Genomic DNA, 21,221 nt, shown 5'->3' on the forward strand with positions numbered 1-21,221 from the left:
CACCCAGATGACCAAATACAACACCGGCAACCCGGTCGGCTCCAGCTCGCCCCTGGATTTGTACGACAACGCCGAGAACCTGGACAACGGTATCAACGGAACCGCGTTTACGTGGCAGGATCGCCGCGGGGTTACGCGGAAGAGCTGGAACGGTATTGAGACGGATTTTCAGCAGTTCCTTGCCGATGGCAGCACCATCGAGTTCCCGACGTGGGCGGCGGCGAATACTGCGGCTGGGGCTGGGCAGATCCCGCAGAACCGGCAGGTGGCGGTAGTGGGCGATACGGGTACGCATGTCGATCCGATCACAGGTCAGACTGTTCCGAACAGCGGTCGGTTCGTGATGGTGGCAGGTGGCTTGCAGTTCCGAGATGGCGACGTGCTGAGCCAGAAGGCGGATAAATCCGTAGTGGATCGAAGAGTGGCGGATGGCGTACAGCTGCGCGTGATGTTCGATCGGGATTACGCATGGAAGCTTGAGGGATCGAATCATCGCCATGTTGGAGGCTGGCGTTGGGATGGCACCTTCGCGCCAGTGAAGGCCGAGCTTCCGCTCAGCACTACATTGGCAGATGATCCCGCGACGCCGCTCATCGATAGGCTTTCCGGGTCGGAGCCAGTTTGGCTGCTGACCGAAGGTGCGGGCAAGGTCTACGCAGACAACGTTCGTACCGGTATGCGCTACCTGGTCGGCTCTGGAACTGATCCGCTGCTGCTCAGCTCCAACTATGCGACGTGGACTGATGGATCCGGCCGCCGGTGGGGTCGCGATCTTCCCTCGGGTGCGCAGGAACCGCTAACTCCGCAGCGCCGCGTGATCATGTGGGGTGATTCGATCACGGCTGCTCAGGGGACTGGAATGTCTTCACTGATCGGCGTACCCGTTATCAACAGGGGCGCTGCGGGTTGGGCTTCAAGGGACGTTGCGATTCGCCAAGGTGCCCAGAACGTTACTCTGGGAGCCGTCGGCGGGCAGATCCCTGCATCAGGATCCGTGGGCGTGACCGTGGCCAGCCCAAGCACCGGACTGACCCCGTACGTAAACACCTCTTGGGTGGGCGATCTGGTTGGCGTCAGGGGAACTCTGGCGCGCGATTTTTCCACCAACACCTGGACCTTCACCCGTGCCGCTTCAGGCTCTGCAGTCAGCTGCCCGCCAGGTAGCATTTTCCATGCCGTTGAAGATGAGCAGTATCTGGACCACGTAGCGGTAATCGGTGTTGGCCGCAATGACGTCTACCTGGCTGACTTCATTCCTCCGCTGCTCGACAGCATCGCCCGCATGGTCGACAACCTCTCGCCGCGGGTTAAGCAGTTCGTCGTGGCATCGGTGACCAACATGCAGACCGAGGGTCCCGGGAACGCAAAGTACGATCAGATTCTTTCGGTGAATCAGCAGCTGTCCACCATCTACGGTGCACGCTACTTCGACCTTCGTCGCCAGTTCATCGTGCAGGGGCTCGATATGGCCATGGAAAATGGTTGGATCACCGAAGTTACCTCCGCAGATGCTGCAGCCGTGGCCGATGATCGGCCGCCGCCCTCGCTGATGAGCGACAACACCCATCGCAACGCGGCGGGCATTCAGGTCGACCAGCATCTCCACGCAGCCAACATCATCAGCAAGGGGTATGTACTGTGAGCAACGGAATTTCCATGGTGGTGCCGGGCCCCTTCACGGATGCCAGTCTTCCTATCTCATCACCGGACCCGATCGTGGTGCCCGGGTCACTGCTCCTTGCCCGCGCGGTTGATTTGGAGGGCGTCACGCACGGTTCGACAGTCACGAACGTGGCAGCTGCCTACGCCGAGGACCTTACGGGGGTCGATTCCAGTCTCGGCCTTGTGCTGTCCGTCTCTCCCGAGGTGGCTCCGCACGTTGAGCGTACGCCGAAGAAGGGACTGCACGTCGCGGTCTCACAGTCCTCGGCGTTGCCGTCCGGATCGGGTGCGTCTTTGGTCCTGCCCAGCTGGTTGATTCAATACGTCCTGAACAACCCGACCCACATCTACTACGTGTCCATGTGGCAATGGCTGACCCGCCAGGTAGTGGGCACTGGCAACTCGCTCGGTTACACCGTGGTGAAACCGGCGGGAGGCGCGTTTGACCACCTTCTGGCAATCACCAATACCGGCGCCCTAGGCTCGAATATTGCAGGCTACATGACTGGCAATGCGTTGGGCATGCAGATGTTGAACGAAGCGGCGGGTAACAACGGAATAACCAATGTGGGCGGTGGAGATGGTTTCCGTGCGGCTGCTCGTTGGGGGCGCCTGTCACCGTTGAACACCAATGCCGCCGACCAGCTGCGGCTTCCTTCCTACATCTGGTACGGCACATACATGGAGGATTTGACTGCTTCTGGGCGGACATACAATCAGGTCCGAGCCAGTGACGTTGCAAGGATGAATGCAGAAATTGTGACCGACGGCGGCCTGTACTTCGGCGACTCGTTCACCCCGCCCGCAAGCCTAGCGCCTTGACTCGACATTTCCATCGCGAGGCATAGCCCTCAAGTCGTTGGCTGCAAGAGATCCTCGCGATTGTTCCGCGGCGTGTTCACCGCGCGGCTGACGCGGTACGCCTCCATCGCCGGCGGCTCGCTGGCCAGCAGCATCGCCATGGCGTCGTCGGGGCTTGCGGCCATCCACTCATCGATCTGGCCGGCCTGCAGCCACACCGGCATGCGGTCGTGGATGTCGGCCGAGACGCCGCTGCTGTCGCCGGTGATGATGGTGAAGGTGCCCAGGTTGCCGTCGGGCAGCAGGGGGCTGGTGTCCTCCCACAGGCCAGCAGCCAGCAGCGGCCCGGTGGCGTGGATGAACCAGGGGTCTTTCTTCCCGTCCTCGAGGCTCACGGACCACTCGTAGTAGCCGGCCATGGGGATCACGCAGCGGCGATTCTTGAACGCCGACCGGAATGCCGGCTTGGTGGCCACCGTCTCGATCCGGGCGTTGATGGTCGAACCCTGCAGGCCCTTGGCCTTGGCCCAGAAGGGCAGCAGGCCCCAAGCCAGGCGGGTGACCTGCCGGCCTTCGCCCCGGTCCAGGATCACCGACGCGCGCTGTGTGGGCGCCAAGTTGTAACTGAGCTGGATCTCGGCCAGGCCGGGGGCAAGGTCAGCCAGCCCCGGCTGGCCGAAGTCGATCACGGGGAGCTGGACGAAACGGCCGCACATGGCCGGAGGGTAGCCCGGCCGGCCGTGCCCGGGGCGTGTAGGGACACCCCGACCCGACAGGGCGAGGTTGCCCGATGGTGTCGGCGGGGCAGGGCGGGCATCCTGACTTCGCCGGATCCGGGGCCGCAGGCAGCTCAACCCGGGGGCGCGTGAGCAGCGCCGCGCCGGCACCTGGGCTAGTTGCAAGAGTCATATGCTGTGCCGCGTAGCTGTGCCAAGTGGCCTCCATGGCGCTAGCATGGCCTTGGAGCCCCTGACCGAGATGGCCGGACTGGATCATGGAAGAGTTGCCAAAGCGAAGTAAGAAGCCCCGCCGCAAAGACGGCTTCCCTTGGAAGAGCCTCATCGCCGTGGTGGTGATCGTCAGCGTTGTCCTTGCCGTAGCCGAAATGGCACGGATTGACCGCGAGTATCGGTTGCAAGCGAATCGCCAAGCGATTGAGGCCCTAGAAGGCGTGACCCAAGATCCGGCGTTTCAGGTAAGACAGGCGCTGGAACGGGCTCAGGCCAGCGACGCGGCCTTGAGAGAGCAGGTTAAGGAAGAGTCGCGCGCTACGACCGAAGAGAATTGAAGGGCCATGTTGCATCAGGCCGGGAGCGCGTGAGCAGCGCCGCCCCGGCATGTAGGATTGTTGAGGAGAGGCGTTAAGCCGCCTCGTCCTCAATATCCATAGCGGTCATCTTTTCGGCGACGTCATCGGTGAAGTCCAGAACCATGTTGATCGGCTCTTCATCTGCATGGACGCGGTTCCAATGGGTCGCATCAAAGGTCAGCTGAAGAGCGTCACCGATCATCTGATCGCGGCGCTGGGTGAACGAACGATGCGCCACATGCCGCGGAGCTTCGTCGATGTCAGTCCAGAAGGTGAACTGAGTGCCGTCGGGCTTGTTCGTCGTGACTGCAAGATTCGCACGATAAGGACGGCCAGTGACCTCATCCTTTCGGATTTCTTCTCGAGCGGCTTTGGACAGCTCCTCGGCCAGGAGATCGATGGGATCTTTAGGCTTGGGAAGCTGCCAGCCCATCTCTGCAGCGAACTTAGCTACGTCCTGCATGATGACCGACGAGTTACCGGTTCGCTGCTTGTAGAGCTTGATGATGTTCTGTAAGCGCTGACTCTTTGTAGACATAGAGCTACCTCCTACTGACCCAAGGGCGCGACGTCGCCCCACCCGTCGGTCGATGCGCCCGGAACGACGATCGAACGAATTTTGACCAAGTGGCTCCGGAAGCGATCGTATTTCCCAGTGGCGTGCTGAAGCTGTCCAGCGACGAGACCAGGATGAACGCCCAAGAGCGCAGAGAACCCTACGATGTCGCGTTCCGAGAACAGAGGCGACTTGCGCGCGATGAAACCGGCCAGCTTCTCGGGCGGCACCATAAATGCAGATGCCGCCAAATTCGCCGCCCGCTCCTCTTCGGCGACTGTGGCGTCCGTTCGACCGTCCATCTCAACATCAAGGGCAGGCGTGTGCTTCCCGTCGCCCCTAAGAACATGCTCCAACTCGTGACGCAGTACGAACCAGAAGTTATCGATTCGATCGAAGCGCATGGACATGCCTACGACGGGCGCATCATCAGCCAGCCAGGTGCACACGCCATCGATTTTTGCTGATGGCAACGTCTCGACGACCACGAAGCGGATACCGGCTTCCGCAAGGATGCGAGGAACCTTTCGAGCTTCTTCGGCGGAACGTAGGAGAGGCTTTAGTCTCTCGATCGCGGCCTTTCCTGTCGTAGGTGTGTACTTCGGCACCAACATTTCAGCCGCGATTGACTTCACTCGGTGAATCCATGCGAGCTGTGCAGGTGTAGCGGTCGCTGCTACCTGAGTCCGCTTTGCGGCATGAGGCATGAACTCAATGTCGGGAATAGCTTTGACATCGAAGAATCGCGCGACCTCAGCTTCAACAGCGGCCACATCTCGCGGATTCTCCACATTCAGCCACCCCCGTTTGATCATCTCGGAGATCGGTAGGGACCCGAAGATCTCGGCTCGCATCGCTCGTTCGGGACTGGGCTGAAAGGCGATTCGAGCAAGGGCCAAGTCATAGTCCTTCTGAAGTGCCAAAAAGCGCTCTGCCGGGACGTGGAAAAGCTCTTCCAGCCCAAGTGCGAGATCGGCGGTAATCGGCTTCTTATCTGCAGCAATTCGTGTGATGACTGACTCGTCGACCGCCAGAACGATCGCCAAGGTTCGTTTGGTCCAGCCCTTCTCTTTAAGGAGGGCGGTAACGAGCTGTCCGGGAGTACGTGGTTCCATAGATCGGAGATTCGGACAAATTGACGTTTTTGTCAAATTGCCGAAGCAAGATTTAACAATTCGACTTGGGGGTTCTCCCAAACGATTCAGCCAAGCCGCCGTGGCGTTCGCAGGATCTGCGACGGCCGGCCGTATCCTTCCGGCCATGCTTCCCTCGCACGGCTACCAAGGCTTCCGCACCGCGCCCATTCCCTCTGGCTGGGTCCAGACCGGTGAACGCTGGGCGCTCTGGTACAACGGCCGCGAGACGGCCAGCGTCACGCCTGATGGCGGTCCCGGGGTCCGGCTATGGATGGAAGGCCAGAAGATGTGGCAGGTGAAGGAAGTGCGTGCGGCCAACGTCCGGCAGGCGAAGCGCTATGCCGAGCGCTGGTGCGCGGCCAGGCTCTATCCCGAGCTGCCGCTGCGTGAGGCCGTTGCCCGGCTGACCGACAGCACGCCGATCCAGCTGCCCCCGCCACTGCCCGGTCTGCCGCCGACCCGCGAGCAGCAGCAACAGGCACGGCGCCTGGCCGAGGCCGGAGCGAAGGAGGTCGAGCGGATCAAGGCGGCGCTTGAGCCGCGCAAGCCGCCGGCAGAGACCAAGCCCCGAGCGAGGGACGTCCGCAGCAAGGCGTGGGTGAGGGCTGGGCTGGAGCAGATGCGGCGGGGCGTCTGAAAGGTCCGACCGCGCTCCGCAACTGCTGCGGATACTGCGTTTTACGGCGCTTGCGGACCCCCGGACGCGCGTAATCTGGCACAGCATTGGCACAGATCGCACTAAGAGCATTGGCGGATATGGCCGGATCGCCCCCCTCCTAAGGGGAAGGTCGCCCGTTCGAATCGGGCCGGGGTCACCATAATCAACAACTTAGGCAGACTCAGTGGTGGACATTTCCCACTGTTTCCCGCATATCCACAGGATTTGGTCCCAGTGGTCCCAGCGGCGCGGATCAGTACCGCAGCTTCGCCACTGCGCCGTCGTCGCCCTCTGGCGTCAGGTGGGCATAGTACTTCTCGGTCGTGGCGTAATCGGCATGGCCGGCCAGGATCTGCACCCGCCGCAACGGAACCCCCGCCATGACCATGTGGGCGCAGAACGTGTGCCGTAGCCGATGCAGGCTACCGCCGATTCCCGCTCGCTTGGCATCCGATGCGAACCAGTCGGACACCGTGTCCTTGTGCACGGCCACCAGCGGATCGGGTAGGTGGCGCAGCGCCCAGCGCGCATACCGGTTCAGCGGCACCTCGCGCCACTTGCCCGACTTGGTGCGCCCCTGGCCATCTTCGTCTGGCTCGCTCTCGACCCTGAGTTTGCGCTCGGTCACCGAATCCTTGCCCAGCCCAACCAACTCGCCGCGGCGAAGCCCCGTGTGTGCCATGAACAGCCACAGGGGCGCCCGACCGGGGTTTGCACGGTACAGCTTGCGCATCGCGGCCCGGTCGTAGAATCGGACGGCCACGCTACGGACCCCGCGCGGCGCCTGAGTTTCCTCCAGCGGGTTGAAGTCCAGTTCCTTCCACTTCACGCCACGCCGGAATGCGGCCTGCAGCCTGCGCACTTCCTTGCCTACGGTTTCCGGGGCCACCTTGTCCTTGGTCAGGCGGTCCGTCTTGTAGGACTCCATTTCCATCGGTCGCAGGGTGTCGATCGGTCGGTGGCCGAAGCGGGCAATGAACAGCCGGACCTCGCTCTTTGCTTTGCCGTGTGTGGTCGGATGCTCCGCCTTGTACCAGTCAAGGTACGCCTCCAGGAACTCCCTGACAGTTGGCAGCCGGGGGAGGATGCGCACCCCATGGGTCAGTTCCGCTTCTTTCGCTGCTCGTATGCCCTCAGCTTCGCGTGGGCTGACGCGACCAATGGTGACACGGCTTCGCTTGCCGCCTTCCCGCCAGTTGAGGTACGCGGCGCCGTCCCGCCAGAAGATTGTGACCTTGACCATTGTCTGGAGCCGTAGATTGCAGAGTAGAGGGCGGCCTTCTCGTAGAGTTTCTTGCCCATGAAATTTCGGGGTTCGACGCCGTAGTCGGCGATGTTCGAATCGAACTGGCTTCGGGAAACGCCGCAGTAATGCGCGGCCTCGTCCACGGTCAGCCAGTCCTTTCCGACGATGTCCAGCTTTTCAGCAGCTCCCATCGGGTCCTCCTTCAGTTCGTGGCCAGCGCAGCGCGCAGCTGCTCGGTGGCATGGTTTGCGGCGTCGCGCAGGCGCAGGACCTCAGCGCGCAGGCGGATCACTTCATCGGCCTCGACCACCAGCTGCTCGCGCAGCACATCCTTGGCCGGCTGCTTCATGCGGCGCGGTTCGCGGGGGAAAAGCTGGTCAGCCATGAGCGCACCTCCGCCAGCACCAGCGCAGCCCATTGCGCGCGGCGCGGCATGCGCGGCTGATCGCCCACAGGGTGGCGATGCCGGCCGCAAATCCGGCCAGGGCGAACACGTGGACCATTGCAGCGGTGAGCAGCTGGTCAGCCATTGAGCACCGTCGTGTCTGTGGTGATCGCCTTGATGGACGCCACGCCCACGACGCGGATCTCGCGCTTGTCTAGGGCGCCATGCAGCTCGGCGAGTGCGCTTGCGGCTGCCTGCCGATACACCTGGGCCAACTGGCAGCCCTCGCCCCAGGAACCGGCGCGGACCTCCACGGTGACCTGCACCAGGGCGGATGTGGACGTGCGGATGACTGGCTTAGCCATTGCCCACCGCCTGGCTGTCGATCAGGGCCAGCAGTCGGTTTGCCTCGGCAATGTCCTTGGCGAACACTCCATCGTAGTCGCCATGCCCCTCCACCCACTGCTGCATATCGGAGCGCCACTCCTCGATGGGGCGACGGAACTGTCCCAGGTCCACCGCCTGCGCGGCTGGGGCGGCGTAGAGTGTGCGGCGTTCCCACTCGGCTTCGTCGTATCCGGGGAACGGACCACGGTCGTCATACTCGCGCTTTGTCACCTTGCGCCAGCCTTTACCCTCTCGAAGAAGGCGCGGGCGCACCTGATACATGGCCGGCTCCCCCACCGGCTGGCGAGCGGCGATAGCCTCACCGCGCTGGTGCAGCATCATGCAGAAGTTGGCGACGTCGCGAGGGTCGCCCTTCTCCACGTGGTCGCGCAGCATGCTGCTGAGGTCATCGGCGCTGCACTGCGCGGGGTCTTCCCAGCCACCTCGGCCCTTGGCACGGGCTGCGGCCATCTTGGCCTTCATGGCGGCGGCAAACGCATCCACGGCCAGGTCGTCCGGGTGCTGATCGCTTACCGGCTGGCGGGCGGCGAGGGCGCGCTCCACGTCTTGCAGCTTCACCCAGCTGCCGGTGTCGTCACGGTGCAGACCACGGTTGCCGTTCGCATCGTCGGCCAGTCGGTACAGCGGAAGCGATGCCAGCGCATCCTGACTACCCGGGGAGGGCTGGGCGGAGAGGGCGCGCGTATTCCAGTGTTCTGCCATCGAGGTCCGCAGCCAATCGATTCCGTAGCGGAGGGTGCGCTGGTTCCGCTGGATGCATCCCACGCTCTTGCACTTCAGGGTCAGTCCGTTGTCCTTGTACGGCACGAACTCGGCACTGCTTCCGCAGAACGGACAGGGAAGCAGCTCGCGTGCCCACGCCTGAAATTCAAGCCTATCCAGCTCTGCCTGATCCCCCAGCCTCACCATCCCACCGGGCTGCACGTCTGCCAGGGTCTTGTCGTTGGTATTCATGCAACCTCCTGCAGTTGGGAGGCCTGTTCGGCCTCGATCAGGGCATAGCCGATGCGGTCGACGCGTTCGCGCAGCACGCGGCGCGCTTTCAGCAGCTCCATTGCGATGAACCGGCGGTGGTCGTTGAGCTGGAACGTCCGCGTCTCGATGTGCAGCTTTCCGGCCAGGTCGCGGCGGAACAGGCGGTAGGTGAGGACGTGGCCGCCCAGCACCTTGTCGATGGACCGGCCCCAGGCGAAGCCCTCGGTGCGCTTCGGCAGCCGGCGGTCGTAGCGGTGGTGGGTCATGCCATGGCTCCTTCGCAGATTTCGATCACGCGGCGCAGGTTGTCGTCGCTCATCCAACCCATGTGGCAATCCCGCTCGGACAGGCCGGTCTGTTCCCGAAGCCAGGCGTAGGCCTTGGCGCGCTTCATGCGCCCGGTCTTCCAGAGGGGATCGAACGCGGCATGCGCGGCCATCTTCAGGCGCCTGGTTTCTGCGGTTGCAAGGCGCCCCATGCGCCGCTCGCTGTCCGGGTGACAACCAACCCAAGCGCCATGCGGCAGGCAAGCCCAAAACTTCTTTCCGTAGAGGTCCGGCCGGTGCGGGTACACCTCGCGGCCGGTGACCAACTTGGCCTCGCTGTTGCAGACCGGACAGGGACGTCGAACATCGCTCATGCGTGGCTCCGCAGCAGCACGCGGCGCACCGGCCCGTGCCACAGGTTGAAGGTGTTGTTGAGGCGCACCTGCAGCGGATCGCGGCGCAGGGGGCGCAGCGGGTCGTGCAGGCGGCGCTCGGTGTTCCGGCAGGGCGCACACGCGGCGGTGGCCTTGCCGTTGATCAGGGGGAAGAACCGCAGCGGCAGCCGGGCCGCGCACTTCGTGCAGGTCTTCATGCCATGCGTGCCTTCTGCAGGTCCGCCCAGGTGAGCGGGTGAGGGCGCCGCTTGATCCGCTCGTATGCGGCGCTATGGGATATGTCCAGGATCTCGGCCACCTGCGCGGTGGTGTAGCGCTTGCCCTCGATCACATGGGCGAACAGCTGGGCGCGGGCCTGGCCGGCACGGCGCAGGCTCTTGGCGTGGCAGGGGTAGAGGGCGACGTCCATCAGGCTGCCTGCGCGGTGATGCCCGACAGTGGACGCTGCAAGCTGCGGATCATCGCGGCGCGCATCGCGTCGACTTGGTCGGCTTCGTACAGCTTCGATCCACGCTCGGTCGCCACCGGCTCGAAACCGAGCTGGCGCAGGCCTTCGGCGTCGATCTTCAGCGGTGCGATCAGATCCACGATCTGGCCGAGCTTGATCCGGACAACCTGCCGCTGGGTGGCGCTCGGCGACGGTGCGCTGGCGGTGGTAGCGGCCTCGGTCCGCGCCGGTGCTGCCTCTGCAACCAGCACCTGCTGGACCTGTGCGGCCTGGGCTGCAGCCGCCGCCTCCTGAGCCTTGGCCTGCTCCTGCTCGCGGATCTTCTCGCGCTCAGCGTCCAGCCGTGCCTGCTCGGCCTGCTGGTGCTCCGCAATGCGTGCCGCGATCAGGTTACGCAGATCCTCCGGCGCCTTCGTCGCGCACAGCTGGACCCGGTCGGCGAACAGCGTTGCGTGCTCGGCATGCCCGGCGAGGATGGCCACGTTTGCGCGGATCCGGTCGGCGTACTGGCTGGCGTCGATCTTGGCATTGGCCGCCACCGCGTCCACGGCTTCCTGCATGCTGCTGAAGGAGCGCTTGCCCTTCATCGCCTCGGCGATGTCGGCAACCAGCGTCGTCGGCATCGGAATGGCGTGCTCGCCCAGGCTCTCGTTGATTGCCAGCACGTGCTGCTGCACGGCGCGGCGGGCGGCGTTGCCGATTTCAGTGCGGCGCTCGTCCTTGCGGCGCTTCACCAGCTTCTCCAGATCCAGACGCTTGGCCCGAGCCTCGGCCGCGATGTCATCGATCGTGCGGAACAGCAGATCGATGCTCTCGGTCTGGCTCAGGGCGTGCTGCTTGGCCGCCTTCAGCTGTTCCTCGATGTTGCCGCACCACTTCACGGTGGTCTCGGCATCGGCAAAATCCTGGTCGCTCACCAGCTCAGTGCTGATGCCGTGGAACACGGCGATGGCCTGCTCCTTCCACTCGGCCAGATTCGAAGCGGTGACCATGCCGGTCACCTCGATGCGCAGGGCCGGCAGCTGGTCCGGTGCGCGGCCGGAGGCAATCGGCGCGGCAACCGCCGCGGGCTCATACGCGGCAACGTCAGCCTCGAACTGGGCCCAGCCCGCAACGATCTTGGCGCGCAGCTCCGGGTTCGGGACATACCAGCAGTGGCGTTCCTCGACCAGTTCGTCGCCAGCCCACTTCGAGGCCATGAACAGCACGCGCTCGGCGCCGCTGACCATCGCCTGATGTTCCATCTGCACCTGGTAGTGCAGCGGCAGGGCATCGTTCCCGTCGTGCATGGCCAGACGCAAGTCGTCGTTGAGCGACTTGTGCTCGAACGCCGTGTCCTCCAGCAGCGTCAGGCCGTCGAAGCTGGCAGAGAACTTGCCGTGCGTGCCGGTGACCGGGAACAGCTCTTCCCCGAGGATTTGTTCGGCCAGAGGCCGTGCGAGGTCTTCGAAACTGTGGCCATCGGCGAAGCGCCGCAGCGTGGCGGCGTCGTGCTCAACGGCCGCGCCGGTAGCGAACTCGCGCACCAGCTGGCTGCGGGTCTTGTAGGGGCTGCAACCCATCATTGCCGGCGCGTCGCTGGCGTTGAAGTGGGCAGCGCGATGGGCATGCCATTCCGGGGTGCCCTGGATCAGGTTCACGATCTTCATGCGCGGTCTCCTTCGGAATCCCAGTCGATGGGATCCGCAGCGTCGGTGGCAGTGGCGGCAGCGGTGATGGGGTCCGCGGCATTCGTTTCCGGATCGGTGACTTCCTCGGCCTCCGTGATGGGTTCGAACTTGCGCAGCTGCCTCCGCTGCTCGTCGGTCATGCGCGCCTTGGCCTTGGCCTCAACCATTGCGATCAGGTCACCAGCGCTCTTGCGGCCGGATTCGATCACCGTCTTCCAGTTCGCCAGGTTCTTGGTGAACTCTTCGGCCGCGTAGATGGCCGGCTCGGAGGCAACAACCGTCGCCGTCGCGCGATGCACCTCGGTGCCCGCGGCCGGGACATCCATGATTTCCTCGGCGATCGCCATGCCCTTCAGGACATCGGTGAACATGTCGCGCAGGGCGAACGCGCGTGCACGCATCTGGCGCATGCGCTTCGGGTACTGCGACCACGGCCCCTGCTTGCCGATCAGTCCAGCTTTCTTGGCGTCTTCCATGCTGAAGGTCACCAGCGCTTCCTTCTCGCCCTTGCGCTTCACCTTGCAGTAGGCCGTGTCGTGCTCGTCCCATTCCTCGACGAACTCGCACACGGGCGAGCTGCGCACCAGGGCGAGCACGGCGTCCCCCCACAGCGCGGCGCGGCCGTTGATGACGGCAATGTTCTGGACGGCCTGCAGTGGCTTCAGGCCCAGCTCGGCACCCCATTGGATGGCGATCAGGCAGTTGGCCGGCTTGCCCTTGAAGTCCTTCGGGACCAAGTCGCTGTTGGCCAGGTAGTCGCAGAAGGTCAGGGCCTGCTCAAACGTCTGCGGGCTGAGGTCGAACTGCTGGCGCGGCTGCGATTGAACTGCTGGGAGGGCGTTCATTCGACCACCTCATGCTCGTCAACGACGTCGATGCCATCGACGACCAGCAGCGGATCGACTTCCCTCAGCAGCCCGGTCATCACCAGCGTGGCCTGGGTTTCGTTGCCCCGGACCTTGTCCCATTCCACAGCGCTGGCGAGACGTGCCACCACGCCGGCAAGGCTCAGGGCCTGGATCGAGTAGCCGCGCGCGAGGAACTTGCGGACGCGAAGGAGGGAGCCGCCGGCATCCTCGTTGCGCTGTGGATGCGTGTAGCTCAGCCGGCGCGCTGCCAAGTCGCGATAGAAGTCCTCGCCGATCGCCGACTTCCACTTCTCAGTCGCCTGGTCGAACCACACAACGGCTTGGCAGACGGTGAAGTCAAAAGACGCGATGACCTCGCGCGGTTCCGCGAAGAGCCATCGGGTGATGAACTGGACTGGCATGCGATTGGCCGTGACCAGGGTCAGGGCGTTGTCGGTTTCGATCAGCCGGCCTTCGCGCTTCTCGTTCAGCAGCTTCGCTGCCAGCTTCAGCGTTTCGACGCTGCTGCCGAACAAGTCGACGTCGTTTGCCTTCTGGCCAGCGATGGTCTCGCGGATGAAGCCACCGCCTATGCAGACGTTGGCGTCCTTCAGCAGCGAGCGGATGTCCTTCGGGATGCGGGTAACGACGAACTGGAGATCGTTGTTGTGCAGCTCGGTGATGCCTTTGGCGGCGGTGCTCATGAGTGCTCCATCCGGCGGGGCCGGTGATGTGGGAATAGGTGCCGGCTTTGTGGAAGGCCTGGCCGGCGCAGGCACCCGCAGGGGGCGGGCGGGGGAATGCGTTACGCGGCGAGGTCTTCCTGCTGCGCGGCAGCGCTCGGCGGCGTAAGGGTCAGACGCACCTCGCTGCGGCGCCAGGCGGAGATCAGCTCGGCGTCTTCGTCCTCGTCCAGCAGCACCGAGACGGTGAAGCCCATGGCCACGCTGCCGCCTTCGAGCGGCTTCCAGGTGATCTTTTTCACCTTGGCGTCGGCGAAGAACACCGCCTCGATGTGGTCCATCAGCGAGCCGATCGACAGCTCGTAGCCTTCGAACTTCCCGGTGATGTCCTGCTCGCCCAGCAGCGGCAGGTTCAGCGCCACCAGGTCGGTGCTGCCTTCCATCGGCAGGTTCTGCTGCTGGCCCTTGTCGGCCTTCTTCCAGAACGCCGGCAGGATGGCCGGGTCGATGGTGTTGAGGATCGTGTTCGGGGCGTTCAGCGAGAACTTCAGGTCAGCAGCGGCCGCGTCTTCGTCGCCGTGCTTTTCCTTCCGCAGGTTCAGATGCGAGAACACCGCATCGTGTTGATCGAGTTGGAACATCGGTGGTGCCTCTCGTAGGAGCCGGCCGCGCCGGCGGGAAGTCAGGACCAGGCCAGCGGCCAGCACATCGCCCAGCCAAGGCCGAGGACGATGGCGATGCAGCCCAGGAATGCGAGGAAGTCGGCGCCGTTGCGGCAGCCAAGGCGGGCCATCAGAGGGCGACGGCGGACAGGGACGCGCACCGGCCGCACCAGGTGCACGAACAGCACGCCCACGTGGTCGAGCTGTGCAGCCCACAGCGTGGCCATCCAAGCCCAGCGGTGAACGGTCACCAGCTGCTCGGTGCGGGTAACAGGGCAGACGGAGAAGACGCCGTAGCGGTCAGCGCGCATCGTCGGATTCCTCCACACACAGGCCGTCCACGGCCTCGCGGTTGTGATCGGTGTCGGTGGGTTCGCAGGCCGCCAGAGCGGCGTCCAAGCGATCGCCGGTGGTGATCACGTCGACCAGATCGCTGGAGTCTCGGTAGGCGCGTGCTGCGGAGCGGACGTCGGCGAAGGCCATGCGCACGGCGTCGATCTGTGCAGCGGCGTCAACCAGGCCCTGTTCCTCGCGCAGGTAGTGCGCGCAGTTGTCGAGCGCGGCATCCACGCCGATTGCCAGCAGCCCGGCGCTCACGACAGCACCGCCTGCGCCAGCAGCGCGGCCAGCACGCCGAGGCAGAACGACAGGGCATTCGTGACGACAGTGGCCACCACGTGGTGGCGCTGCTCGCGTTCGGCGGCGGTCATGCGGCCACCTGCTGCAGCGCCATTTCCAGCAGCTGCGCGTCGATCGCGGCGGCCTCGTCGCGGGCCAGCCGGTACAGGTCCAGCAGCACGCCCGAGCCCATCAGGTCGGCCGGGTCCGTGTGGTGCAGCCGGTGCAGCGCCAGCGACACCTCGGTGTAGTGGGTACCGCTGAAGGTGCCGGCCGTCAGTTCCTCGGCCTCGCGCAGCTTCGCCGGGGCGGTGCGGTAGGCCTTGGCCAGTTCCGCGGCCTGCTCGGCGCGGTATTCCTGACCGAAACGCGGATCTTCCTGGTTGTCCCAGTTGCGCTGGGCGCTACGTGCCCGGTCGCTGTATGGCTGCAGTGCCATGGTGAACCCCGTCATATGGCCCGGGTGGGCCGACGAGGATCATTTAAACACCGCGTTTATTTGAAAGTCAACACGACGTTTAATGTTGGTGTGTAAAATTTCGGGGCCGCCAACAAAAAACCCCGCCGGGGCGGGGTCTTGGTCTACCGATGAGCCGGTCAATCCTCGAGGAAGTGGTTCGCGGCAGCGGACGCTCCAACGTAGGCCGCTATCAACAGCACTGGGACAAATCCCCCATACCAGGGTTCGGTCAGGAAACCGGCAACGACGCCCATGGGGAGGATGCCCACGCCGAAGAATAGAAGCCCGACGATCGTAACGGTCTTCCCCCATTTGGCGAAGGTCAGTGCAATGCAGAGAACCCAGAGCGTGAAGCCGAACAGGCCTTTGCCCACGGTCATCCCACCACCTGCGAAGCGCCTGGTTCCGCGGAATGCAGCGAGTGGCAGCAGCACGATCAGGCTGAAAACCACATAGGCGATCGACGCGAGCAGCAACCAGCTAGCACCGCGGCTACTCAGCCATAGCAACAGATTGAGAAGGGCGCCGGTAAAGAAGAGTGCTGCGATTCCCACGCCCACGAACAGCAGCGTTCCCAAAACCATCCATAGCTTTTCCTTCACAACTCCCCCTTTGTGTCGCAAAACCCCTAGTTGAACCGCTCGATCCTATTTCGCAGATACACCTTCCCCCCAATCAACGTGCCATCTGGCATCGGGAAGGGATCGCCGTAGCTCTTGTTGTCGCTGGCGACATGGATTACACCCCTGTCCAGCAGTCGTTTGATCTGCTGGCCGTTGCCCATGTTGATCAGGTAGATGCCATCACCGTCGAAAGAGGTGATTCCCGTATCCACCACCACCGCATCTCCGGGTTGGATCACGGGTTGCATGGAGTCTCCGTTACCCGTGATGAGCCTCAACCGACCTGGTGCTGGCACGAAGCCCACGATGCTCCGGATGTAGCCGGGTTCGAAATCGATAGCCCGGATCACCTCCGGGTAGTCGACGTTTTCCACTGCCTCGCCCATGCCTGCCTCCGCGTCCAGTTGCTGAACGCGAACATAGTCACAGTTTGTCGCAGAACTGGAGACCGGCGAGGGGCCACCAATCAGCATCGGCGGTTGGGCTTCAAGGATCCAAGTGGAGCTGATGCCGAGCATCTGCTGCGCCTTGTTCGCGCCAGCGGCAGACACTCCGGTCGCCCGGCTCTCCCAGTTCTTTAGCGTTTGCGGCGACTGGCCCAAGGCTCGCGCCACAGCCGACTGGCCTCGGATCGGCGAATCGAGGTGAGCGGCGGCGGCGTAGAGCCGTTTCATCGAAGGGTGCATTTCAGCCATAGGGGCATTGTCCTGTGGCTAAACATGGCGTTGTTACACGCCATGTTGACTGTGGAATAAACATGGCGTTTAATCCTTGGCATGAACCAGCCAACCACGACCATGCACAAGGATTCCGAGCTGATCGACCAGCTCGGTGGCCCCGCCGAAGTGGCCCGACGACTGGGCTTCGCGATGCCCAAGGGCACCCAGCGAGTACAGAACTGGAAGTACCGGGGCATCCCCCCTTACACGCGGGTCACCCGAACCGATGTGTTCGGTCCGGCGCCGACCGACATCGAGCAGCAGACCCCGGAAACCGGGGCCGCCGCCTGAAATGGACGCGCCTGCTCGAACCCACCAGATCCTCGCATCAGGCCAGCGGGTTGTAGATGGCCCCGGCGGGCGCCGCTGCACGATCAGCCGCAACGTTTCGCCCGACAAGAAGCTCTTTTCCGCAACTGTTGCATACGCGGTAGAGATCTCCGCCGAAACGAGGAGCGGGCTGGAGGACGCTTCGAGTGCCATCACGATCCCAACAGACCTGACAGAGGTGGTGTTGCGGCTGCGCGACTTCTGGATCGCCTTGCCCGCCAGTCTCGATGTCGCAGCGGTATGCGAGCGCACCGTTTCCGATGTCGACAAGCGGGTAGCGGTCCTTCTTCGCGATGGCTTCTTTGAGTTTTCGCAGTTCCTCTGTGGCTTGGAAGTACTCGCTCTGCAACTGCAGCAGCATGGTGTTGTGAGCGAGCAGACCCTGCTGGGCTGCGAGCAACTTCTCGTTGATCTGCGCGATAGCCGCGGCCGACTGATTGAAGTCGCGAACCGACAGGGTGGCGGTGGCCAACTCCTGGGCGCTCTTGAGCGAGGCAATCGCAGTGGCGATTGAACTGAAATCCATGTCCGTCTCCGGTGGTAGTTGGGTTGGGTCGCACCGCCAACTCTACCGGCAGACGGGCGCCTATCCAGCCGGTCACATGCCGGCCCGGGCGGGGAAGGGGATCACTACCCCGGGCACCTTCCGGCGCCGCCGCGGCCGCGCCACCTGGCCTACCGCCCGCACGTCGACCCGCTCGCCGACCCGCTTCAACACGAACCACTTCCCACCCATTCGCATGAGCGTCAGGACGTTGGCTCCGGCCAGCTGATTCGTTTTCGCCACAGGGCTGCACTCCGATTTTGGGATGCGGCCATTTTCAGAACCAGTCAGGGGAACGCAGGGGAAAACGTCTTCCCCCGCATTCCCACCCACGGGATAACTGCATGAAAAGTCAGCAAATTACCTATGAAGACGGGTTGACCCGCAACCCGACACTCCGAGACCACATGGCGGCGATGGTCCACCGCGGCGCAGGCCTGACGGCTGTGGCCGGGCAGCTGGACATGGCCCCTTCGAAGTTGAGCGAGAAGCTTGCCGGCTGCGACAGCGGTGGCAAGCCGAGGGGGCTGTCCATCGATGACCTGGAACGCTACATCCAGGCAACCAAGGACGTCTCGCCGGTCCACTACCTGATCGAGCGCTACTTGGTCACTCCCGAAGCAGCGACGGCAGAGGCGCTGGCCGAACTGCACCAGCACCTTTCTGCCCTGAGCGGGACGCTCGCCAAGCTGGGGATTAAGTGGCCATGAACGCTACCGAGAAGGCCATGCTGGCCGTTCGATCTCTTTGGTTCATAGCTGGCTGCCTGCAGCTGCTAGGCGGTGCCCGATGAATCAGTCTGCCGCGCGCTCTTTGTTCCGTAGCAGCTCGATCGCAAGCGCGACGGGGTCCTCTGGCAAGCCCAGCGCGTGCCAGAACACCGGCTGCCCTTCGTCATCGACGCCGCCTTGGGTAGCCAGAAGGACCCAGCCCTCGCGCAGCATCCTGTTGACGTCTTCCTGTCGGTCAGTGTGGCCGACCTGCGAAATGTTCCTCAAATCCATGGCTGCTCCTTCAGTGGATGGGGTGGTGCAGGGGGGAGTATCCCATGCGTGAGTATGGACAGATCCAGTGCGCGTTCTGGCAGAGCCAGGATGCGCAAGAGTGGACCGATGCCGGCAAGCTGCTGGCCGCTTACCTGATGACCGGCCCCCACTCGAACGGGCTGGGCTGCTACCGCTGCCCGGATGGCTACGTGATGGCCGACCTCGGGTGGTCTCTGGAAAGGGTTTCGGAAGGGTTTGCCGAACTGTCTCGAAACGGTTTCGCATACCGTTTCGAAGGGGTTGTTTTTCTGCCCGGATTCCTGCGTTGGAACAAGGTCGCCAACGGCAACGTGGCGGCGGCGCGCATGGCGGAGTTCGAGGCGCTTCCGAAGGGGGAGGCAAAGGCCCGCGTGGCCGGCGCAATCCTGAAGTACGTCAAGCACTTGGGTAACGACTACCGAACCGTTCTCCAAACGGTTGCAGAAACCGTTTCCGAAACGGTTCCCCCAACGGTTACCCAAACAGAACCCAACCCAACCCAACCCAGAGAGAACCCAAACCAAACCACTTGCGCTGCGCCGGCCGAGCCGGCTCCGGCTGATGACCTGCTGCCACCGGAGCCTGCTTCGCCAGTGGCCGTCAGCTTCCTGCTGAACGACGGCAAGGACTTCGAAATCACCGAGGCCCAGGTCCGTGAGTTCGCCGAGCTGTACCCGGCCATTGACGTGATGCAGACCCTGCGGGCGATCAAGGCCTGGACGATCTCCAATCCGAAGAACCGGAAAACCCGCAGCGGTGCCATGCGGTTCGTGAATTCCTGGCTGAGCCGCGCGCAGAACCAGGCGCCGACCCGGCCGGGTACAGCGCCAGCGCCGCAGAAGGGCGCACTGCCGAGGCTCAGCGCATGACGACCCTCGAAGCCAACCACCGCGCGGCGATCCATCAGGTCGAGCGCCAGGTGCTGCACACGGCGATGTGCCGGCCGTCCAGCATCGCCGACATGCCGCTGCAGCCAGCTCACTTCGGCAACGAGGCACACGGCCAGCTGTGGGAGCTGATCCGCAGCATGGACGCCGGTGGAAAGCCGGTGGACGCGGTGACGATCTCGGACGTGGCCGACCGCATGGGCAGCCCGCGACTGAGCGAGCTGGCGATGCTGATTGGCGTCGACCGCGATCTGTACCCCAGCAGCCAGCCGGCCTATCAAGCGTCGATCCTGCTGGCCGCGTGGCGTGACCGTGAGGCCTTGGCGATCGCGCGAGAGCTTCAGGAAGGCGCGCAGGCTCGGCAGGAGGACGCGGTGGACGCTGCGATCCAGCGGCTGATGACCCTGCACACGGCCGACCGCAGTTACGAACACACCTCGCAGTCGGCGCTCGATGCTGCTGTGGCTCAGGCCATGGAAGCGCAGCGCAACGGCGGGAAGCTGATCGGCGTCTCCACCGGCATCTTCGACTTGGACGAGGCGCTGGGGGGCTTCCACGACAGCGACCTGATCATCGTGGGTGCGCGGCCGGCGATGGGAAAGACGGGCTTCCTACTGGGTGCCACTGCAGCCGGCGCGAAGGGTGGGGCGGTGGGCCTGATCTCTGGCGAGCAACCCGCCGACCAAGTTGGCCTGCGCTGGCTGGCAGCTGGCTCCGGCGTCAACGTCGGCCGCCTGCGTGCTGGCAAGTTCCGTCACGACGACGTCGGCTCGCTGCTGCACGCCGCCGAGCAGTACGGCGCGCTTCCGGTGCGCATCCACGATCGGCCATCGCCGGACATCACCGAGGTGGTGCGCGAGGCCCGCCGGTGGAAACACCAGCTGGGCATCCGCGCGCTCTACGTCGATTACCTGCAGCGCATCGAGATCGCATCGATGTCGCGCGCACCGAAGCACCAGCAGGTGGGCAGCATCACCCGCAGCCTGAAGAACCTGGCCCGCGACCTGCGGATCCCGGTGGTGGCCTTGGCCCAGGTGAACCGCGAGGCCGACGGAGAGCGGCCGCAGATGAAGCACCTGGCCGACAGCTCGGAGATCGAGAAGGAAGCCGACCAGATCATGATGCTGTGGCGCGACCTGTCCAACCCGCAAGCCGAGCGCACCGCCGCCGAGATCAACGTGGTGAAGAACCGCCACGGCAACATCGGTGTGGTGCCGGTGACCTGGCACGGTGGGTCGACGTCCTACGTCAACCGCAGCGCGGCCGACGAGCTGGGGGAAGTCGCATGACCCTGACTGCTGCAGCGAAGAAGATCCGCGCCAAGCGCGCCCGCCGGCCGATCTACCTGGTGGTGGCCAAGCTGATCGACCCGAACACCGGCGAGCTGGTGGGCGCCCTGGTGCCGGCCAATGCCGTCGACCAGCGCCTGCTGCGCGATCGCAAGTTCCGCGTGGGCCGGGAGATCCGCAGCGAGCTGAAGCAGCCGCGCGAGGAATGGCAGCACCGCCTGATCCACAAGATCGGGCACCTGATGGTCGACAACGTCGAAGGCTGGGAGCAGCTGGACGCGCACGACGCGGTGAAGCGCCTGCAACTGGACGCCAACGTGTGCTGCGAGACGGTGGAAATGGACGCCACGCCGGTCATCGCCGCGGTGCTGGACGCCTGCGAGGCGCTGCTGGGTGCAGGCGCTCGCAAGGTGCTGGCCGGCGTGCTGCCGGAGATCCGCACCATCCCGGTCAAGCGCGCCGAGAGCCTGTCATTCGACGAGATGGAACAGGCTCGGTTCCAGGAGCTTTTCGACGGCCTGACCGAGTACATCGGCAACAACTACATCCACGTGATGCTCGACGACGTGCGCGCCGAGTTCTGGAACATGGCTGGGCAGAACAGGAGGGTGGCGTGAG

33 protein-coding genes and 1 tRNA gene are annotated in these 21,221 nt (G+C 64.1%); 10 read left to right on the forward strand and 24 right to left on the reverse strand.

Features of this window, described 5'->3' with window-relative positions:
- Positions 1-7: 7 nt before the first annotated feature.
- The gene (locus ACTJJM_RS05480) at positions 8-1,642 is read left to right on the forward strand and encodes a hypothetical protein (RefSeq protein ID WP_440865256.1); all 1,635 of its coding nucleotides are present in this window, start codon (positions 8-10) and stop codon (positions 1,640-1,642) included.
- Positions 1,639-2,484: a hypothetical protein gene (locus tag ACTJJM_RS05485; protein ID WP_440865257.1), complete on the forward strand. Its 846-nt coding sequence runs from the start codon at positions 1,639-1,641 to the stop codon at positions 2,482-2,484. Before ACTJJM_RS05480 ends, ACTJJM_RS05485 begins: the two co-directional genes overlap by 4 nt.
- A gap of 29 nt (positions 2,485-2,513) precedes the next feature.
- On the opposite strand, the gene ACTJJM_RS05490 is transcribed toward ACTJJM_RS05485, so the two are convergent.
- A complete protein-coding gene (locus tag ACTJJM_RS05490) occupies positions 2,514-3,179 on the reverse strand; it encodes an SOS response-associated peptidase (protein ID WP_440865258.1) in 666 nt (221 codons plus the stop codon).
- 278 nt (positions 3,180-3,457) lie between these two features.
- Here ACTJJM_RS05490 and ACTJJM_RS05495 point away from each other — a divergent pair, with 278 nt between their 5' ends.
- Positions 3,458-3,751 (forward strand): hypothetical protein, encoded by a 294-nt coding sequence (locus ACTJJM_RS05495; protein WP_440865259.1) that lies wholly within the window; start codon positions 3,458-3,460, stop codon positions 3,749-3,751.
- A gap of 73 nt (positions 3,752-3,824) precedes the next feature.
- On the opposite strand, the gene ACTJJM_RS05500 is transcribed toward ACTJJM_RS05495, so the two are convergent.
- The gene (locus tag ACTJJM_RS05500) at positions 3,825-4,310 is read right to left on the reverse strand and encodes a hypothetical protein (RefSeq protein WP_111187881.1); all 486 of its coding nucleotides are present in this window, start codon (positions 4,308-4,310) and stop codon (positions 3,825-3,827) included.
- 11 nt (positions 4,311-4,321) lie between these two features.
- Entirely contained in the window at positions 4,322-5,443 is a 1,122-nt protein-coding gene (locus tag ACTJJM_RS05505; RefSeq protein WP_180849037.1) for an XRE family transcriptional regulator, read from the reverse strand.
- A 145-nt stretch (positions 5,444-5,588) separates the two neighbouring features.
- On the opposite strand from ACTJJM_RS05505, the gene ACTJJM_RS05510 reads away from it, so the two are divergent.
- Positions 5,589-6,101, forward strand: a complete 513-nt coding sequence (locus ACTJJM_RS05510; RefSeq protein ID WP_440865260.1) for a hypothetical protein — start codon at positions 5,589-5,591, stop codon at positions 6,099-6,101.
- Positions 6,102-6,213: 112 nt separating this feature from the next.
- A tRNA-Arg gene (locus ACTJJM_RS05515) sits at positions 6,214-6,282 on the forward strand.
- Between the two features lie 93 nt (positions 6,283-6,375).
- On the opposite strand, the gene ACTJJM_RS05520 is transcribed toward ACTJJM_RS05515, so the two are convergent.
- The 19 genes from ACTJJM_RS05520 to ACTJJM_RS05610 form a co-directional block, all read right to left on the reverse strand.
- Positions 6,376-7,215, reverse strand: a complete 840-nt coding sequence (locus ACTJJM_RS05520) for a tyrosine-type recombinase/integrase (RefSeq protein ID WP_440865261.1) — start codon at positions 7,213-7,215, stop codon at positions 6,376-6,378.
- Positions 7,216-7,223: 8 nt separating this feature from the next.
- On the reverse strand, positions 7,224-7,559 hold the full coding sequence (locus tag ACTJJM_RS05525) for a hypothetical protein (protein WP_230080651.1): 336 nt from the start codon (positions 7,557-7,559) through the stop codon (positions 7,224-7,226).
- A gap of 11 nt (positions 7,560-7,570) precedes the next feature.
- The gene (locus ACTJJM_RS05530) at positions 7,571-7,753 is read right to left on the reverse strand and encodes a hypothetical protein (protein ID WP_440865262.1); all 183 of its coding nucleotides are present in this window, start codon (positions 7,751-7,753) and stop codon (positions 7,571-7,573) included.
- On the reverse strand, positions 7,746-7,898 hold the full coding sequence (locus ACTJJM_RS05535) for a hypothetical protein (RefSeq protein ID WP_181451821.1): 153 nt from the start codon (positions 7,896-7,898) through the stop codon (positions 7,746-7,748). Before ACTJJM_RS05535 ends, ACTJJM_RS05530 begins: the two co-directional genes overlap by 8 nt.
- Positions 7,891-8,118, reverse strand: a complete 228-nt coding sequence (locus ACTJJM_RS05540; RefSeq protein WP_440865263.1) for a hypothetical protein — start codon at positions 8,116-8,118, stop codon at positions 7,891-7,893. Before ACTJJM_RS05540 ends, ACTJJM_RS05535 begins: the two co-directional genes overlap by 8 nt.
- Positions 8,111-9,115: a hypothetical protein gene (locus ACTJJM_RS05545; RefSeq protein ID WP_440865264.1), complete on the reverse strand. Its 1,005-nt coding sequence runs from the start codon at positions 9,113-9,115 to the stop codon at positions 8,111-8,113. Before ACTJJM_RS05545 ends, ACTJJM_RS05540 begins: the two co-directional genes overlap by 8 nt.
- Entirely contained in the window at positions 9,112-9,402 is a 291-nt protein-coding gene (locus ACTJJM_RS05550) for a hypothetical protein (protein WP_414614823.1), read from the reverse strand. Before ACTJJM_RS05550 ends, ACTJJM_RS05545 begins: the two co-directional genes overlap by 4 nt.
- Positions 9,399-9,776, reverse strand: a complete 378-nt coding sequence (locus tag ACTJJM_RS05555) for a zinc-finger-containing protein (protein WP_440865265.1) — start codon at positions 9,774-9,776, stop codon at positions 9,399-9,401. The genes ACTJJM_RS05550 and ACTJJM_RS05555 overlap by 4 nt, the downstream gene beginning before the upstream one ends.
- On the reverse strand, positions 9,773-9,994 hold the full coding sequence (locus ACTJJM_RS05560; RefSeq protein ID WP_440865266.1) for a hypothetical protein: 222 nt from the start codon (positions 9,992-9,994) through the stop codon (positions 9,773-9,775). The genes ACTJJM_RS05555 and ACTJJM_RS05560 overlap by 4 nt, the downstream gene beginning before the upstream one ends.
- Positions 9,991-10,206 carry a hypothetical protein gene (locus tag ACTJJM_RS05565; RefSeq protein WP_440865267.1) on the reverse strand — a complete coding sequence of 72 codons (216 nt, stop codon included), beginning with the start codon at positions 10,204-10,206 and terminating at the stop codon, positions 9,991-9,993. The genes ACTJJM_RS05560 and ACTJJM_RS05565 overlap by 4 nt, the downstream gene beginning before the upstream one ends.
- Entirely contained in the window at positions 10,206-11,894 is a 1,689-nt protein-coding gene (locus ACTJJM_RS05570; protein ID WP_440865268.1) for a lambda-exonuclease family protein, read from the reverse strand. Before ACTJJM_RS05570 ends, ACTJJM_RS05565 begins: the two co-directional genes overlap by 1 nt.
- Positions 11,891-12,760, reverse strand: coding sequence for a recombinase RecT (locus ACTJJM_RS05575; RefSeq protein ID WP_440865269.1), 870 nt, complete (start codon positions 12,758-12,760; stop codon positions 11,891-11,893). The genes ACTJJM_RS05570 and ACTJJM_RS05575 overlap by 4 nt, the downstream gene beginning before the upstream one ends.
- Positions 12,757-13,467 (reverse strand): hypothetical protein, encoded by a 711-nt coding sequence (locus tag ACTJJM_RS05580; protein WP_049446523.1) that lies wholly within the window; start codon positions 13,465-13,467, stop codon positions 12,757-12,759. Before ACTJJM_RS05580 ends, ACTJJM_RS05575 begins: the two co-directional genes overlap by 4 nt.
- A 101-nt stretch (positions 13,468-13,568) precedes the next feature.
- Positions 13,569-14,087 (reverse strand): hypothetical protein, encoded by a 519-nt coding sequence (locus ACTJJM_RS05585; RefSeq protein WP_440865270.1) that lies wholly within the window; start codon positions 14,085-14,087, stop codon positions 13,569-13,571.
- 41 nt (positions 14,088-14,128) lie between these two features.
- Complete coding sequence (locus ACTJJM_RS05590) at positions 14,129-14,419, reverse strand: hypothetical protein (RefSeq protein ID WP_440865271.1); 291 nt, start codon at positions 14,417-14,419, stop codon at positions 14,129-14,131.
- The gene (locus ACTJJM_RS05595) at positions 14,409-14,705 is read right to left on the reverse strand and encodes a hypothetical protein (RefSeq protein WP_440865272.1); all 297 of its coding nucleotides are present in this window, start codon (positions 14,703-14,705) and stop codon (positions 14,409-14,411) included. Before ACTJJM_RS05595 ends, ACTJJM_RS05590 begins: the two co-directional genes overlap by 11 nt.
- Before the next feature lie 109 nt (positions 14,706-14,814).
- The gene (locus ACTJJM_RS05600; RefSeq protein ID WP_440865273.1) at positions 14,815-15,165 is read right to left on the reverse strand and encodes a hypothetical protein; all 351 of its coding nucleotides are present in this window, start codon (positions 15,163-15,165) and stop codon (positions 14,815-14,817) included.
- A gap of 158 nt (positions 15,166-15,323) precedes the next feature.
- The gene (locus ACTJJM_RS05605; protein ID WP_440865274.1) at positions 15,324-15,770 is read right to left on the reverse strand and encodes a hypothetical protein; all 447 of its coding nucleotides are present in this window, start codon (positions 15,768-15,770) and stop codon (positions 15,324-15,326) included.
- 44 nt (positions 15,771-15,814) lie between these two features.
- On the reverse strand, positions 15,815-16,483 hold the full coding sequence (locus ACTJJM_RS05610; RefSeq protein ID WP_281055844.1) for a LexA family transcriptional regulator: 669 nt from the start codon (positions 16,481-16,483) through the stop codon (positions 15,815-15,817).
- A 102-nt stretch (positions 16,484-16,585) separates the two neighbouring features.
- Here ACTJJM_RS05610 and ACTJJM_RS05615 point away from each other — a divergent pair, with 102 nt between their 5' ends.
- Positions 16,586-16,819: a hypothetical protein gene (locus ACTJJM_RS05615; RefSeq protein ID WP_065197426.1), complete on the forward strand. Its 234-nt coding sequence runs from the start codon at positions 16,586-16,588 to the stop codon at positions 16,817-16,819.
- A 37-nt stretch (positions 16,820-16,856) separates the two neighbouring features.
- Here the strand turns inward: ACTJJM_RS05615 and ACTJJM_RS05620 are convergent, their stop codons facing one another.
- Positions 16,857-17,384, reverse strand: coding sequence for a hypothetical protein (locus ACTJJM_RS05620; protein WP_440865275.1), 528 nt, complete (start codon positions 17,382-17,384; stop codon positions 16,857-16,859).
- A 362-nt stretch (positions 17,385-17,746) separates the two neighbouring features.
- Here ACTJJM_RS05620 and ACTJJM_RS05625 point away from each other — a divergent pair, with 362 nt between their 5' ends.
- The gene (locus ACTJJM_RS05625; RefSeq protein WP_164078656.1) at positions 17,747-18,112 is read left to right on the forward strand and encodes a hypothetical protein; all 366 of its coding nucleotides are present in this window, start codon (positions 17,747-17,749) and stop codon (positions 18,110-18,112) included.
- Positions 18,113-18,196: 84 nt separating this feature from the next.
- Here ACTJJM_RS05625 and ACTJJM_RS05630 read toward each other — a convergent pair whose 3' ends face one another.
- Positions 18,197-18,406, reverse strand: coding sequence for a hypothetical protein (locus ACTJJM_RS05630; RefSeq protein WP_164078655.1), 210 nt, complete (start codon positions 18,404-18,406; stop codon positions 18,197-18,199).
- Positions 18,407-18,450: 44 nt separating this feature from the next.
- Here ACTJJM_RS05630 and ACTJJM_RS05635 point away from each other — a divergent pair, with 44 nt between their 5' ends.
- From ACTJJM_RS05635 to ACTJJM_RS05645, 3 genes are read left to right on the forward strand one after another with little or no spacing between them, the layout of a single operon-like run.
- Positions 18,451-19,296 carry a hypothetical protein gene (locus tag ACTJJM_RS05635; RefSeq protein ID WP_440865276.1) on the forward strand — a complete coding sequence of 282 codons (846 nt, stop codon included), beginning with the start codon at positions 18,451-18,453 and terminating at the stop codon, positions 19,294-19,296.
- Positions 19,293-20,603: a replicative DNA helicase gene (locus ACTJJM_RS05640; protein WP_440865277.1), complete on the forward strand. Its 1,311-nt coding sequence runs from the start codon at positions 19,293-19,295 to the stop codon at positions 20,601-20,603. Before ACTJJM_RS05635 ends, ACTJJM_RS05640 begins: the two co-directional genes overlap by 4 nt.
- Complete coding sequence (locus tag ACTJJM_RS05645) at positions 20,600-21,220, forward strand: hypothetical protein (RefSeq protein WP_440865278.1); 621 nt, start codon at positions 20,600-20,602, stop codon at positions 21,218-21,220. Before ACTJJM_RS05640 ends, ACTJJM_RS05645 begins: the two co-directional genes overlap by 4 nt.
- Position 21,221: the final 1 nt, after the last annotated feature.

The organism is Stenotrophomonas sp. 22692, assembly GCF_052045015.1.
GTDB lineage: Bacteria > Pseudomonadota > Gammaproteobacteria > Xanthomonadales > Xanthomonadaceae > Stenotrophomonas > Stenotrophomonas geniculata.